Source organism: Bacillus cereus (assembly GCF_002567495.1).
Lineage (GTDB): Bacteria > Bacillota > Bacilli > Bacillales > Bacillaceae_G > Bacillus_A > Bacillus_A cereus_AQ.
The window spans coordinates 83,616-98,153 of the sequence record NZ_NVAP01000035.1 but is presented as its reverse complement, the minus strand read 5'-3'; the positions used below and the strand labels follow the sequence as shown (position 1 = coordinate 98,153).

The following is a 14,538-nucleotide window of genomic DNA, read 5'->3' as shown; positions in this document are numbered from 1 at the left end:
TGGAATGAATAATAGGAGATTTCAAACGATAAAACATAGTTTTACGAAAAATAAGTTTGTTGCAATGGGAGTTATCATACTTGCGGTTTTAACGGTCGCATCAATTTTCGCATTCGTATCACCGTACGATCCTAGCAAAATGTCGATTCCAGATCGCTTACAAGAACCGAGTATGAGTCATCCTTTCGGAACGGATGATTACGGAAGGGATTACTTAACGAGAGCGCTATATGGCGGACGAGTTTCGCTTGCAGTTGGTTTCCTTGCGATGGTTGTGTCTATTACAATCGGTACAGCAGTTGGAGCCATTAGCGGCTATTTTGGCGGAAAGTTAGACAACTTTTTAATGCGAGTTGTTGAAGTACTGATGTCAATTCCATCATTCTTCTTAATGCTACTATTAAATGCGTATTTAAAACCAGGAATTACAACGTTAGTTCTTATTATAGGATTACTAACATGGATGGACACCGCCCGTATCGTAAGGGCAGAAACGCTATCTGTAAAAGAGCGTGAGTACGTTTTATATGCAAAAGTGTCAGGACAAAAATCACTTATGATTATTGTAAGACATATCATTCCTAACATTTTATCGACGATTATAATCGCAGCGACATTAACGATTGCGACATCGATTTTAATGGAATCATCACTTAGCTTCTTAGGATTAGGTATTAGAGAACCAGATTCTTCTTGGGGCAGCATGCTAAACAATGCGCAAGGATATATAGGTGAAGCTTGGTATTTAACACTCTTCCCAGGATTCCTTATCCTTTTAACGGTACTTAGTTTTAACGTAATTGGTGAAGCATTGAAGAAAGCTTTCGCACCAAAAGGAGCTGGACATGAAAACTAAAGTGTTAAGTGAAAGGAGTGAGAAGCGTGTCTGAAAAACTACTAGAAGTGAAAAATTTAAAGACTTCTTTTTTCATAGAAAGTGGCGAAGTCGAAGCGGTTCGAGGCGTTACATTTCGCTTAAATAAAGGAGAAGTAGTTGGTATCGTTGGGGAATCTGGAAGCGGGAAGAGTGTAATGGCGAAGTCCGTTATGTCTCTCGTTACGTCACCAGGGAAAGTGAAAGAAGGAGAAATCCTTTTTCATAATGAAAACATACTTTCTAAATCTGAAAAAGAATTGCGTTCTATTAGAGGAAATCAAATTTCACTTATCTCTCAAGACCCAATGTCAGCGTTAAATCCAGTCGTAAAAATTGGGAAACAAATGACGGAAGTAATTATAAGGCATCAAAAAGTGAAAAAGAAAGAAGCTGAGCAAATCGCAGTCAATTTGTTAAAACAAGTCGGCCTTTCGTCGCCAGAAGAAAGGGTAAAACAATATCCGCATGAACTAAGCGGCGGTATGAAACAGCGGGTTATGATCGCAATGGCTATGTCGTGTAACCCAGACCTTCTCATTGCGGACGAACCGACGACTGCACTTGACGTAACGATACAAGCACAAATACTAGATTTAATGAAAAACTTAAAAAACGAAACGAATATGGCGTTACTTCTTATTACGCATGACTTAGGAATAGTCGCGCAAAACTGTACACGCGTTATCGTTATGTATGGCGGGCTTATTATGGAAGAAGGACCTGTACTTGATATTTTTCAATCGCCGAATCATCCATATACGAAAGGGTTATTAAACTCTTTGCCAAAAATATCGAACGGCGTAAAAGAAAGACTCGCTCCTATTCAAGGTGTAACACCAAACTTATTAAACCCGCCACAAGGTTGCCCATTCGCAGAGCGTTGCCCGCATGCGATGGACATTTGTGAAAAAGAACGTCCGCCATATTTTGAAATCGGAAACGAAAGACGTTCTATGTGCTGGTTAAACGATAAGACAGTAGGTGATTTCCATGCATGAAGAAAACTTAATTGAAGTTCGGAACTTAAAAAAGTATTTTCCTATTAAAAAGGGGCTATTCGGCAGAAAAACAGAGCAGTTAAAAGCAGTTGATGACTTAAGCTTCACAATTAAAAAAGGTGAAACATTCGGATTAGTAGGAGAATCTGGCTGCGGAAAATCAACGACAGGAAGAAGCATCATTCGCTTACACGATGTCACTTCAGGTAACGTTTTATTCGACGGAAAAGATATCGCAAGTTTAAAGGAAAGTGAACTAAAAGAATATCGAAAACGAATGCAAATCATTTTCCAAGATCCATACGCATCATTAAACCCGGCAATGAACGTATTCCAAATTATTAGCGAACCGATGAACATTCACGGTTCCTACGAAAAAGAAGAACAAAAAGAAATCATTTTAGACCTTCTGAAAAAGGTAGGATTAAAAGAAGAACACTTATATCGCTATCCGCATGAATTTAGCGGAGGCCAAAGACAGCGCATTAGCATCGCGCGCGCACTATCTGTAAAACCAGACTTCATCCTATGTGACGAACCAATCTCAGCACTCGATGTTTCAGTCCAAGCGCAAGTCGTAAACATGCTGCAAGACATCCAAGAAGAAACAGGAGTCACATACTTATTCATCGCACATGACCTATCGATGGTAAGACACATATCAGACCGAATCGGAGTCATGTACTTAGGAAACATAGTAGAAATTGCCGACAGCGAAGACCTATACACAAACCCGGCACATCCATACACACAAGCACTACTCTCATCTATGCCAGAACCAGATCCAACAAACACGGGCATAGAACGGATCATCCTAGAGGGAGAAGTACCAAGTCCACTAAACTCACCATCCGGCTGCAAATTCAGAACGCGCTGCAAATTCGCCACTGAAAAATGCGCACAGGAAGTACCGAAGATGGTGGAGATTGCGAAAGGGCATGAGGTGGCTTGTCATTTGTTTTAGATTTGAGGAAAAGCATTGGGGGGACCTGGTGCTTTTTTTCTTTGTAGGTGAACGTGATGTGGGATTGGTTGTTAGTTTAGGAGATAACGCGCTCGAAATTTGTCGGTAAATCGATATGTTGTGTCGAAACGTTGATATATTCGGAGTTACGATCGATATAATCGAATAATCGTTGATATATTTTTTTAAAGAGTGGGATTGGTTGTAGATTAATGTAGAAATTTAATGTTTTCGAAAAAAAAGAATTGACTTCTATATTAGTTGTAACTAAAATAGTTACATAAAGATGTAATCGATTTAGTTACAACTAATATCTGCTAAAAATATGATTTATATATTTAATTAAGGATGGTGGTCCATACGTTGCCACCCGGTGTAGAAAGTTACTAACACATTCAAATCAATGCATATTCTAAGCTTTAGTATTTTCTGTTACGGGGCAATAAGTTGCAATGTTATCTTTTGTTAAAAACCTTGGTGGATCTTTCTTTGGAAATATTAGTTTTGGGGAAATATAGTAAGGTATCTAAAAAAGAACAAGGTATAAAAAGATGTACTTATATAAATCAAAAATTTAGTTGAGCTGGATAATAAAAAAAAAGGTAGGAGATTTAAATGGAGACGAAACAAGATAACCTTATTTACGTATGGGATGCATATTGTGGATGGTGCTATGGTTTTTCAGAAAGTATTAAAGGATTTTACAAAAACCACACTGAAGTGCCATTAACGGTTTTATGTGGAGGGTTATTTTTAGATAATTTACCAATGAAAAACTTCTCATATATAGAAGAAGGAAATAAAAGAATTAATCAACTTACAGGTGCTGAATTTGGTCCTTCATATCAAAAATTGGTGGAGGAAGGGACTTTTAAAATGAATTCGAAAGATGCTGCAATTGGTTTTTCAGCTTTACGCTCATTAGCGCCAGACCGTTTATTAGAATTCACTTCGGCTATGCAAAAAGCGTTTTATTATGAGGGCCAAAGTCTGAGTGATCCTGAAACATATCGCAAAATTGCAATCGAGCATGGTTTGGACCCTGAACAAGTATTAGAACGTTTAAACGCTCAAGAAACAATAATAGATGTCCAAAATGATTTCAATAAAGTTCGACAGCTTGGTGTTAATAGCTATCCTTCCTTACTTTTACAAAAGGATAATCAAATTATTCCTATTGGTGGTGGCGTAATGACGCCGGATAAAATTGAAGCGCGTTTTAAAAATTTATATTAAGAAAATTTAGGATATAGTAGCAAACATGTTATCTTAGGCCACCTGACATTCATCTCCGGAATATTCGCCAGTACTATTACACTTTCAGATGAATGGGAGTGGGAGATTTTATCCCGCTTTAACGGGCAGTAAGACCCCCACCTCAAAATTCAGTGGAAGCAAAGAAGTTAGGTGGGGGATCAACTGTCCGTAAAAGTCCGATTGGTTCAACTAATAATCAGTGGGGGATGAACAAAACCCCCACTGATTAAAGTTTCACTTTATCGGAACAAGATAAAAATATGATAATTAGTTAATAACTTTAACAAAAGGAGAATAACATACTATGTTTAAAACAATCGATACAAATCAAAAAGATGTGAAATTAACGGTGTTTAGTTCGGATGAAAAAAGCTTTATGGTCACAGCAACATTAGTTGAGAAAGCAGGACATGCATTTTTAATAAACTCAAAATTTACGCAGTCTGATTCGAAAGAAATTGTAGAGTATTTGAAAAAAAACAACTTATCTCTAGATAAAATCTTTATTATTCATGGGGATCCAGACTACTACTTTGGATTAGAGAGCATTAAAGCCGTTTACCCAGAAGCTATAGCGTATGCTACGGAGTCTACTGTTGAACATATCGTTCATTCTGTCTTAGGGAAATTAAAAGTTTGGAAAGACGCTCTTGGAGAAAATGCACCAAGTAACGTGGTATTACCTCAAGTGTTTAAAGAAAACACAATTGATTTTCAGGGGTTAACATTTGAACTAGTAGGCTTAGATCATTACAGAACTAGCTTATTTAATAAAGAGCTGAAAGTATTAATTGGTGGTATTGATGTATTTAACGAAATACATGTATTCTTAGCGGATACTAGTTCAAAAGCGGCGATGGAGGCGTGGATTGAGAACTTGAAAGTGTTACAAGCATTACATGCTGACATAATTGTACCTAGCCATGGATCAATCGAAAAATCCCTAAATAATCAAGCACTTACTGCGACAATGGATTATCTAAGAACTGCGGTTCAAGCTTCTGAGGAAAGTGGAACTTCAAAAGATTTTGTGGCAAAACTTGAAGCAGCATATCCAGGCTATGCAAATAAAGGTGTATTAGAATTAAGTGCAAAAGTTGTAACAAAAGAAATGCCTTGGGGTTAATGATATGAATAAATATCAAAAACTATTACATGAAACGTATGTGTTAACTGGCGAAGGGAAATTGGATGCGTTCAAAACGTATTTAAGTGAAAATGTATCTTGGACAGAAGCTGCTGGGTTTCCATATGCAGGTACTTATATAGGTCCAGATGAAGTAGTGAAAAACGTACATGAACGTCTTGGCACAGAATGGGATGACTATAGCGCTAAAGATGAAATTTATACTTTTAATAACGATACTGTTATTGTGTATGGAAAATATAGTGGAACATATAAAGCTACAGGGAAGTCATTTGTAGCAGATTTTTGTCATCTTTATAAGTTTGATGAGAACGATAAGGTTAAGAAGTTTATACAAATTGTGGACAGTGCAACTGTTAATGAGGTATTAAGTTAGAGTTAATCGTTTCTAATATGCCTTGTATAGGGGAGGATAAATGAAATTCCTAACATTACCCCTGACATTACATTTTTGGGAAGGTTTCTCCTTCTTCAAACTTTTTATAGAAGAAAACTTATTTAAGTAGAAGAGGTAGGTATATATGAAATTAGAGAAAAGTTTAATCATAACAATTATTTCTGTATTTATTTTAGGAGTAGTTTCGACTTTGGTATATCAAGCTTCCACCGGTAATAACAAAGGGAACTCAATAAAGAGCGAGAATGTTGCTTCTGTATCAAAAGAAGTGAAAGAAAATGAAAAGAATAAAAAGATGGTAGTTGATTTCTATAATGAAGTTTTTAACAAACATAATATCGATATTATCCCTAAATATGTTAGCGAAGATTATAAGCAACATAATCCTTTTGTTGCTGATGGACGAAAAGCCTTCATGGATTTCTTTAAGGAGGATTTTGTTAAAAATCCTAATTCCTCTGCAGAGATTAAACGTGTAGTAGCTGAAGGGGATACAGTTGCTCTTCATGTACACTCTCGTACTAATTCTCAAGATAAGGGAGTTGCTATAGTGGATATATTTCGTATCAAGGATGGAAAGATTGTCGAACACTGGGATGTAATTCAAGAGATTCCAAGTGAAGCAGCTAATGATAATACGATGTTTTAGATAGAAGATATATTTAATAATTGTTTAATTGATAGTGCTGTATATAATTTGGAAATTTAGATAATAAGTTATCAAATTTAGAAAATATTTTAAAATAGCATATTAAATGATGACACAAATTAATACGAAATAGCTCTTTAATAAAAAATCCTACTCATTAAAAAATGATTAGGATTTTTTATTAAAGAATAGTGCTAATTTTGTGATTCGGCACCATCTAAATTTGGAAACCATGAAAGTATAGGTACTCTATATCCACGTAAAGTAAAATCGTAATTTTTTCCTTCTTTTATGTTTGCTTGCAGATCCACTGAATGAAACTTCATCATAAGAAGGCTATCCTCATTAGAAATAACTTTTTCGGTTCCATTTTTTTGCTCAACCTAGTACAATCTCATCAATATAAAAAAGGACCACCATTACTGGCAGTCCTTTTTTGGTAGTTTTAGAAATTAAATTATAACATATTAATATACAAATTAAAAATATACCTTTACAAAAGATACTATAAGTTTTTTATAATTCTTGATTTCTCAATTTTCATTGCATAATGAATTTTTCTATGGGTATTAACAACTAACATTAAAATTATCAATTCACTAGATTATTAGAAAAAACTGGTTATCTATATAATTATTTGGTAAAATATAGATATAATTTAAGAGGGTAAAGTTAATATAGATCAACTAAGTAATGCTAAGAAAATGTTTTATTGCATAAAAAAAGGCTCCATTGCTGGAGCACTCAAAATAAACAAACGAATTAAAACAAGAAACAGACAATTTAACTATATAGATAAAACATAAATAAATCTATATATATGTAAAAATTCATATAAAAACTCTATTTATTGATGCTATAATAGGTTTACTCGATGATTGTTATATTTTTTTATGGTTTTTAAGCAATAAATACCTTCTTAACAACAAGTGTACAAGTAAAAGAAGACATCTTAAGCGATGTCTTCTTTTCTTATATAATAACAACACAATAAAATTAAGATGGTTCAAGTCGGAAAAAGGCACCTTTGGGTGTCTTTTCTTTGTCGAATTTGCCTAATAGGTGCAGCACCACATTGCTATCAAGTTAAAAATTTTTTCACCCAAAACAAAAAAACGAGCTGAATTCACATAAATAACTATGGAAGAAAACAAAAACTTGGGATTAAAGAACTTGTGATGTATGACTATATTGGCTGTTTTTATCCAGAAGGATACATGAATCCTGATTATACATTTGTATTTAATCATGAGGATATTGAAGGAATTATATTTGTAGGTTTTATAGATGAGGAAGAAGAGGCATTTGTAGGATTGCTTAATTGAATAGGATCTAGAAACAGGTAATCTTCAAATTTTGATAAAACTAGCAATCTCCACGCCGAAATTGGTTAAATTATAAGGGGGAAAAGCTGGTCACGAAAATGATGAAGAGATTACTATTTTCAAATCAGTTGGTTTGGCTGTAGTAGATACTATCGTTGCGAATTATTTGTATGAGAAAGTAGTGGAGCGCGGGATGGGATTGAGTTTTGAGGGACTGCCTTTTGGTGGTCTTTTTTGCATAAAATCTTGTAAAGTAAGAAAAAGTTGAATATTAATATTCTAATATTCAATAGAAAGATAAAATGTTTTAAAGTTCAAAATAATACATTATAATATATTTAGTAAAATTAACCAATTTATATTTTGCTCATTATGTATTAAAGGGGAAATGAAAATGGCTGGACAAATTCGTATGTCACCAGAGGAGCTTAAATCGAAAGCAGCTCAATATGGACAAGGTGCAAATCAAATTGAGGACATTTTAAGTCAACTACAAAATTTACAAAATGAATTAAGAGGAGAATGGGAAGGTCGTGCTTTTGAAGGTTTTGACCAACAGTTCAATCAATTAAAGCCAAAAGTACAAAACTTCGCACAGCTATTACAAGAAATTAATATGCAGCTTAATAAAACTGCAGAAGCTGTTGCTTCTCATGATGAAGAATTATCACGTAATTTCGGTTTGAAATAAAAATTGTCATACTCTATATAACAGGCATTTCAAATGAGCCATACAGCTTATAGTGTATGGTTCATTTGATTGCATGCCCAACTTAGCTGGACACACGTTTAAAAAGAGTGATATTAATAGGGAATTTTCATATATTTATTGGGATTTCTTTGGCATCTTCTGAAAATTAGAGAAAGGATTTGAGTGATGGGACAATTTCAAAGTAATTTTCAAACGGCACAACAAATTGCTACGCAGATGAGAACAGCTTCGAATATAATCCAAAGTGCAACAAATCGTTCTATAACAAAGGCGACGCGTACAACATTATCTGTTAATTCCAAAGCACAAGAAGCGAATCAACAAATGTTAGATTTTACGAAACAATTTTCCACTGCCTTTCAACAAGCGGTCGATAATATTCATTCAGTAGCCCAAGAGTTTGAGAGAATGGATAACGAACTTCACAACACTTTTCGCTAATGTGACAACCTACGTAAAGGTAAAATAGTAGGAGGAATATAATGAGTCAAGATATTGAAAAACAAATCAATCAAGTAAATCAAAAGTTAAGAAGTGTATTTGAAGAACAAGACCGAAATCAATCCGCGATTCACATTCAGGAGCAAGCGGAAGCAGATTTTTATGAATGGAGAGGTCGAAACCATCGTTTGTTTGATCGAATTTTAGGAACTTGGCATGGTGATAGAGAAATGTCTCAGTTTTTTATGAATACATATCAAGAGGCACAACATATTGAACGAAAAGTCACATTTGAATTAGAAAACCAAAAAGAAACGTTGCTTAAAGAAAGACGAAACCTTAGTGATTTAGAAAACGACCTTTCCTATCAACAACAACAATTAGCGAGGGAGGTCAATGCATGAGCTTAAATATGTATTTAGGAGAAGTACAAGGCCAAACTCAAAGTATGAATGCTGTATGTACCGCTACCATTCAAGGTATGGAACAAGTCATTCAGTCAATTGATGCCTTTGCAATTGATACTGTTCTACAAGGACAAACTTATAGCAGTGCAAAATCATTTTTTGTACAAACCTTTCGTCCTTTGGCACAAGGAATCATTTATTTGTGTGAAGAATTAATTCGTCAGAATGATGCTTTTCCAAGTCAATTTCAATCACAAGTCGCTTCTACAGATGTAATTGAACAAGAGATATTAGAACAAATTCGGGAAATTGACCGAATGATAGCAAGTACAGAAGCGCTCAATCAAACTATGCCAATCCCAGGTATGGACGCTATGGTAAATCTTTTTACTGTCATGAGGCAAAAACTGCAAGAAAAACTAGAACATCTATATGAATTTAATTATACTTCTAGTAGTAATTATGATACTGCCCTCCAACTAGTCGCTAACATTGCGATGGGTTTAGCGGAAGTCCAAAGTGGAAAAGGTTTTAGTCCCGTAAGTGGTACATTTAGTACACAGGGGTTGAATATGAACTGGACGACTTCCATTCAAAAAATGACAGAAGCTAAGGCACGCGAAGCGGACAATTTTGTAAATAATAATTTATCAGATGATAATATCGAAGAAGGTACAATGTATGATAACCCCACTGAAAAATCTATGCTCAGAAAAATTTTGGATGGTATATACGTTGGTTCTGGGCAAGTTATTGGAGGTATTGTAGAAGGGTTTGATTCATTAGACGATACAGTAACAAAAGAAAATATTAAGTATGCTATAGGTCACCCTCTAGAGACGGCATATACTATGTGTAATACTTTTTCGGATTCATTTATGAATGATGTTTGGCATGGTGATGCGGAAAGTCGTACAAAATGGGGAACAAGTATTTTTATGGAATTTGGGTTAGGATGGATTGGGGATAAAGGGATAAGCAATGTAGGGAAAGTAACTACACTCGGTGAAGGTGTAAATCTAGCAAAGTTTTCTACAGGAATCTCTTCTGTTGCGAATAAATTACCGTTGACAGAACGCTTTGCATTCGCAGGTGCTAGTGGCTTTGGAAGTGCACAGAGAAAAGCTTCTGAAATGTTACAAGAAGCCCGTGATACATTTATGTTTTCCAAAACTGGTGGAAGAAGTAGGGTCAAAGATGTTCAAGAAGTAATAAAGGAATATGCAGATAAAGTTCTTGATAGAGTAGATGTAAAAAATGATTATCCCGATTCGTATACAGCATCTCAAAAATTGCGTGCAGAACTTAAAGAAGCAGGGATTGAACCACCACCGTATCCTAATGCGGCACATCATATTGTACCTTGGAATGATGGTAGGGCTGTGGAAGTACAGGAATTATTAAAAGAGATTGGAATACACCATGATGCTGCTGTCAATGGGGTATTTTTACCGTATAAAGTGAATGATTATGTGACCACTGAAGTATTGCATATAGGTAGCCATTCTAAAGAGTATATAAGAGAAGTAACAGAACGACTAAATAGTGTTGTGGAAATGGGTGGTACTCAAGCTGATGTAGCTGAAGTTTTACACAAAATAAGACAAGATTTATTAGAAGGTAAGATAAGATTAAATGAACCAAAGAAATAACTATATGTCAATAAATGGTGAAGGAGAATATACATATGAAGATTTGGCAATTAAAAAGTTCAACTAGTGATTATCAAACTTTTCAATTATTAAATTATGAAGAGGACAAAAAATATTTTAAAAATGATTTTAACTCTACAGTGAGTTTGTCAGATTCTTGGACAGTTAAATTTATTGAGATTATAGATGAAGGGTATCAAAGTGATTGTCCTATTTTTTGGGGGAAATCTGGTGTACAAATAATTAGTGAGAAAGCTAAAGGAGTATTAGAACCCTTAGTAGGCAATAATGTTGAATTTTTACCATTAATTCATAAAACAACAAACGAAAAGTACTATGCTATTCACGTTTTATGTGTGTTAGATGCACTTGATATTAATAATACAATATTTGAAAAATTAAGTTCAGGTTTAATAATAGGCTGTGAAAAATTTGTATTTATTCCTAGTGTTGTTCAAAATGAAATGTTTTTTAAATTGTATATAAATGGAAAGATTCACCCGAACTATATTTTGGTAGCAGATGAATTTAGAAATGCAGTTTTAGAAAGTGATTTAAAAGGTTTTGAATTTGTAGAGATATGGGATTCAGAAGCAAATATGTAGTTAAATTGACTTTCAAAAGCTGACAGACATTATAAAAAAGCAGAACCTCAGCTTTCATCAGGTTCTGCTTTTTTGCTACCTACTACCTCACATATACATAGGCTTCATTTGCTGTTACATAGTATGTTTTGCCATTGTAAATGGTAAATTAAAATTAAATAAACCGAAGAAGGAATAATTTTATTTATGCTAGAAAAATAGTAAAGGAGAAAAAAGATGAAAATTTGGCAATTAAAAAGTTTATTTGATAACTATAAATCTTTTCAACTATTAAATTTGAAAGAAGACCGTAAAAAATATTTCGATGAAAAAATTGATTTGGCAATAAAGCTATCTGATTCATGGGGAGAAATTCTTGTTGAATGTGTAGAAGGAGATAACCATAGTGATTGTCCTATGTTCTGGGGGGAACTTGACACGCCAATGGTTAGTAGAAAAGCAAAAGAGGTATTAGAACCTCTAATTTGTAATAATGTTGAGTTCCTTCCGCTAACCCATGATGTTACAGGTGAAGTTTATTACCTAATAAACGTTTTAAATACAATTGATGCAATTGACTACAATAAAGCAGTTTTTGAAAAACTAAGTACAGGATTAATAATAGGTTTCGAAAAATACGCATTTTTGCCTAATATAGTTGAAGGGCAGATAATATTTAAAACCTATTTAAATCAAAGATTACACTCCTCTACTGTTTTAGTGTCTGACGAATTTAGAAATGCAGTTTTAGAGAGTGATTTAAAAGGCTTTGAATTTGTAGAGGTATGGGATTCAAAAGCGGACATGTAAAAGAAAGTCCTAAAATAATTGATAGGAGTTAGTGACATGGATGCAAAGGTTTTAGGAATTCTAAGAATGTTAAACAATTATGAGGGAAATGAAAAAGAAATTTTTGAACTGATTCAAGCTGAAGCAATGGTGAAATTTATATGTGGAAAAATCTAATTTTAGAAATTGAAAAAATAGAGAAAAGTTTTAATGATAAACTGAATACACCAGTAACAGATAGTGAAGTTAAGAAATTAAGAGAACGCATGAAAAAGAATTTTAATGTTGACCTACCGAGTGAATATGAGGAGTTTCTTAAAACTGTAAATGGATTAGATTTTAACGGGCTAGTACTTTATGGAGTTGACTCTTATTTGTTAGATACAGAAAGGGACGAATCAATTTGCGGGCTTATAGAAACCAATGAGATTTGGTATGAAAATGAATTTCAAAAAGAGTATCTTTTCTTTGGGGATTCAAATATTGCGTGGTTTTGCAAAAACTTATCAGACAGTACTTATCTAGAACTCGATAAACCATCTGGCACAGTGATGAACACATATAATGATTTCAATACAATGCTTGAGGAAGCATTGAAAACAGCCCTTCTGTAATAAGGAGGTAATTAAAACATGTTTAATTTTTTGAAGAAACACATTGTAGCAGACGAGAGTATTAAATCTAATCAAACACCTATTTTTTATCCTTTACCAAAAGAAGAGATAGCAGAAGCAGAAGGTTTGTTGAAAATGCAATTTCCAAAAGAATTAAAACGTTTCTATGAGGAAATTGGCTATGGATTTTTAAAGACTAATAAGACTCTTATTAACAGATTCATGGACCCATTTTCTGTTGCAGATTTTCGTTTAAGACAAGATGTTTATGAATATAATCCTAATTTGGACGATGTCGATGATGAAGAATCACTAGTATTTTTTGAAGTATCAGAGATTAGCTTTTTAACAATTAAATTTAAGCAGGAAAATGAATTAGGTCAATGTCCTATATATTATGGTTCAACGAAAATAGCGGATTCTTTAGAAGAATTTTCAATAAAAATGGAAGGAAATCCTGATTATTATATTTAATAGATATCAATTCTCTTTTTTTTAGAGTGGTGCATTATTGGTTCATCATTTTAAGAAATGTTTTCTAGCTTATGTGATTGCGAAGACAAATAATAATTAATTATGAGTAACAAAAGTAAGACTTATGTGAATTACGCATAAGTCTTTTTAATATTATCTCAAAGTTAAGAAAATTGAGGGGGAAATTTCTCATGAATCTAGGAGAGCTAGTTTAAAAGAAATTAAATATACCTAGATTTCAACATCCGATTAGTAAAAAAATGGTACCATTAACAGATAGTAATGGTAAAAGGATATTAAATGATAATAAACAGCCTATTATGATTCGAGAATTAACATATGAAGTAAAAGGTCAAAAAATTATAATTCAAGATCATTCAGAGAGTCATAAGTTTGGAGAAGGTGGAATTGGAGATCAGCCACTGCATCATAATGTAAGACCTGAATACAATACACGAACAGGACAGGTAGATGGTATGGAGAATCATTATTATTTTGAGGAGAGAAATAATAAATAGGGAGTGTAAAAATGGTTGATCAATTTAAATTTTTAAATCCACAAGCGTTAATTAGTATTTTTGGGAAAATACCAAAGTTTGAAGAATCAGAGTTATTAGATGTACGTCTTAAAAGAGATGGTCCTACTTTAGTTATTCAATTGATGACAAAGGAAAATGTTGAAAACAAGCCAAAACAATGGAATAAGTGGGATGTAATTTATGTAGAGATATCTTTCTTTACTATTCATAATTTAACAATAAAAGGTTTAGGGACAGAAAATATAATTGATTATTTTGAAATAAATACGATAGAAGAAGAAGGTTTATTAAAAATTAAGTGTAAGAATCAAATGTTAGTTGAGTGCTCGTTTGAATGGGCAAAGGTAGAAGGGGTAACCCCAGGTTTAATAGGATTACCATAATTTTGATGGGAAGTAGATAGTTAATTTTTATAGTATTCATATTTTAATATTTTGGGGTTAAATAAGGAATGTATAAAGGACATTTGAAACGTTGATAGTGTTGCAAACATATGAAGCGGAAATTACTAAAATTAAGATACCTAATTATATACCTGTATTAGGTGATTATGATATAAGTTCTAAAGGTGAGATTGTAATAGGTGGGTATGGTTATAGATTCCGCAGGAGTTTCATTTAAGTTTGAGAAGGAAGCGAGATAATAGAATGCGAAAATTTTCAAAAATAGTTATATGTGTTGGTGCGTTAATAATGATTATACTAGGCATGAT

At 33.5% G+C, this 14,538-nt stretch carries 17 protein-coding genes and 2 pseudogenes; all 19 read left to right on the top strand.

Features of this window, described 5'->3' with window-relative positions; translation table 11 throughout:
- The first annotated feature begins 4 nt into the window (after window positions 1-4).
- Entirely contained in the window at window positions 5-856 is an 852-nt protein-coding gene (locus COK05_RS16265; RefSeq protein ID WP_098613391.1) for an ABC transporter permease, read from the top strand.
- Window positions 857-882: 26 nt separating this feature from the next.
- Window positions 883-1,875, top strand: a complete 993-nt coding sequence (locus COK05_RS16260; RefSeq protein WP_098613390.1) for an ABC transporter ATP-binding protein — start codon at window positions 883-885, stop codon at window positions 1,873-1,875.
- On the top strand, window positions 1,868-2,839 hold the full coding sequence (locus tag COK05_RS16255; RefSeq protein ID WP_141539123.1) for an ABC transporter ATP-binding protein: 972 nt from the start codon (window positions 1,868-1,870) through the stop codon (window positions 2,837-2,839). The genes COK05_RS16260 and COK05_RS16255 overlap by 8 nt, the downstream gene beginning before the upstream one ends.
- A gap of 615 nt (window positions 2,840-3,454) precedes the next feature.
- Window positions 3,455-4,075, top strand: coding sequence for a DsbA family protein (locus COK05_RS16250; protein ID WP_000448622.1), 621 nt, complete (start codon window positions 3,455-3,457; stop codon window positions 4,073-4,075).
- Window positions 4,076-4,400: 325 nt separating this feature from the next.
- A complete protein-coding gene (locus COK05_RS16245) occupies window positions 4,401-5,222 on the top strand; it encodes a cytoplasmic protein (RefSeq protein WP_098613388.1) in 822 nt (273 codons plus the stop codon).
- Window positions 5,223-5,226: 4 nt separating this feature from the next.
- Entirely contained in the window at window positions 5,227-5,619 is a 393-nt protein-coding gene (locus COK05_RS16240) for a nuclear transport factor 2 family protein (RefSeq protein WP_001046364.1), read from the top strand.
- A 145-nt stretch (window positions 5,620-5,764) separates the two neighbouring features.
- Complete coding sequence (locus tag COK05_RS16235) at window positions 5,765-6,289, top strand: nuclear transport factor 2 family protein (protein ID WP_000764214.1); 525 nt, start codon at window positions 5,765-5,767, stop codon at window positions 6,287-6,289.
- Between the two features lie 1,139 nt (window positions 6,290-7,428).
- Window positions 7,429-7,614: pseudogene (locus tag COK05_RS16225) on the top strand (DUF4176 domain-containing protein); the annotation flags it as partial.
- Window positions 7,615-7,690: 76 nt separating this feature from the next.
- Window positions 7,691-7,882, top strand: a pseudogene (locus tag COK05_RS16220) (hypothetical protein); the annotation flags it as partial.
- 126 nt (window positions 7,883-8,008) lie between these two features.
- Entirely contained in the window at window positions 8,009-8,305 is a 297-nt protein-coding gene (locus COK05_RS16215; RefSeq protein ID WP_000918587.1) for a WXG100 family type VII secretion target, read from the top strand.
- 186 nt (window positions 8,306-8,491) lie between these two features.
- On the top strand, window positions 8,492-8,767 hold the full coding sequence (locus COK05_RS16210) for a TIGR04197 family type VII secretion effector (protein ID WP_000529655.1): 276 nt from the start codon (window positions 8,492-8,494) through the stop codon (window positions 8,765-8,767).
- Window positions 8,768-8,808: 41 nt separating this feature from the next.
- Window positions 8,809-9,171: a DUF3958 family protein gene (locus tag COK05_RS16205; RefSeq protein ID WP_000076120.1), complete on the top strand. Its 363-nt coding sequence runs from the start codon at window positions 8,809-8,811 to the stop codon at window positions 9,169-9,171.
- Window positions 9,168-10,826 (top strand): AHH domain-containing protein, encoded by a 1,659-nt coding sequence (locus COK05_RS16200; RefSeq protein WP_098613387.1) that lies wholly within the window; start codon window positions 9,168-9,170, stop codon window positions 10,824-10,826. Before COK05_RS16205 ends, COK05_RS16200 begins: the two co-directional genes overlap by 4 nt.
- Before the next feature lie 35 nt (window positions 10,827-10,861).
- On the top strand, window positions 10,862-11,431 hold the full coding sequence (locus COK05_RS16195; protein WP_070173760.1) for an imm11 family protein: 570 nt from the start codon (window positions 10,862-10,864) through the stop codon (window positions 11,429-11,431).
- Window positions 11,432-11,647: 216 nt separating this feature from the next.
- On the top strand, window positions 11,648-12,220 hold the full coding sequence (locus COK05_RS16190) for an imm11 family protein (RefSeq protein WP_098613386.1): 573 nt from the start codon (window positions 11,648-11,650) through the stop codon (window positions 12,218-12,220).
- Window positions 12,221-12,360: 140 nt separating this feature from the next.
- Complete coding sequence (locus tag COK05_RS16180) at window positions 12,361-12,813, top strand: YrhA family protein (RefSeq protein ID WP_098613385.1); 453 nt, start codon at window positions 12,361-12,363, stop codon at window positions 12,811-12,813.
- An 18-nt stretch (window positions 12,814-12,831) separates the two neighbouring features.
- Window positions 12,832-13,287 carry an SMI1/KNR4 family protein gene (locus COK05_RS16175; RefSeq protein WP_098613384.1) on the top strand — a complete coding sequence of 152 codons (456 nt, stop codon included), beginning with the start codon at window positions 12,832-12,834 and terminating at the stop codon, window positions 13,285-13,287.
- Window positions 13,288-13,547: 260 nt separating this feature from the next.
- Complete coding sequence (locus COK05_RS16170) at window positions 13,548-13,805, top strand: HNH/endonuclease VII fold putative polymorphic toxin (RefSeq protein WP_098613383.1); 258 nt, start codon at window positions 13,548-13,550, stop codon at window positions 13,803-13,805.
- Window positions 13,806-13,816: 11 nt separating this feature from the next.
- The gene (locus COK05_RS16165; protein ID WP_098613382.1) at window positions 13,817-14,209 is read left to right on the top strand and encodes an immunity 50 family protein; all 393 of its coding nucleotides are present in this window, start codon (window positions 13,817-13,819) and stop codon (window positions 14,207-14,209) included.
- Window positions 14,210-14,538 lie beyond the last annotated feature (329 nt).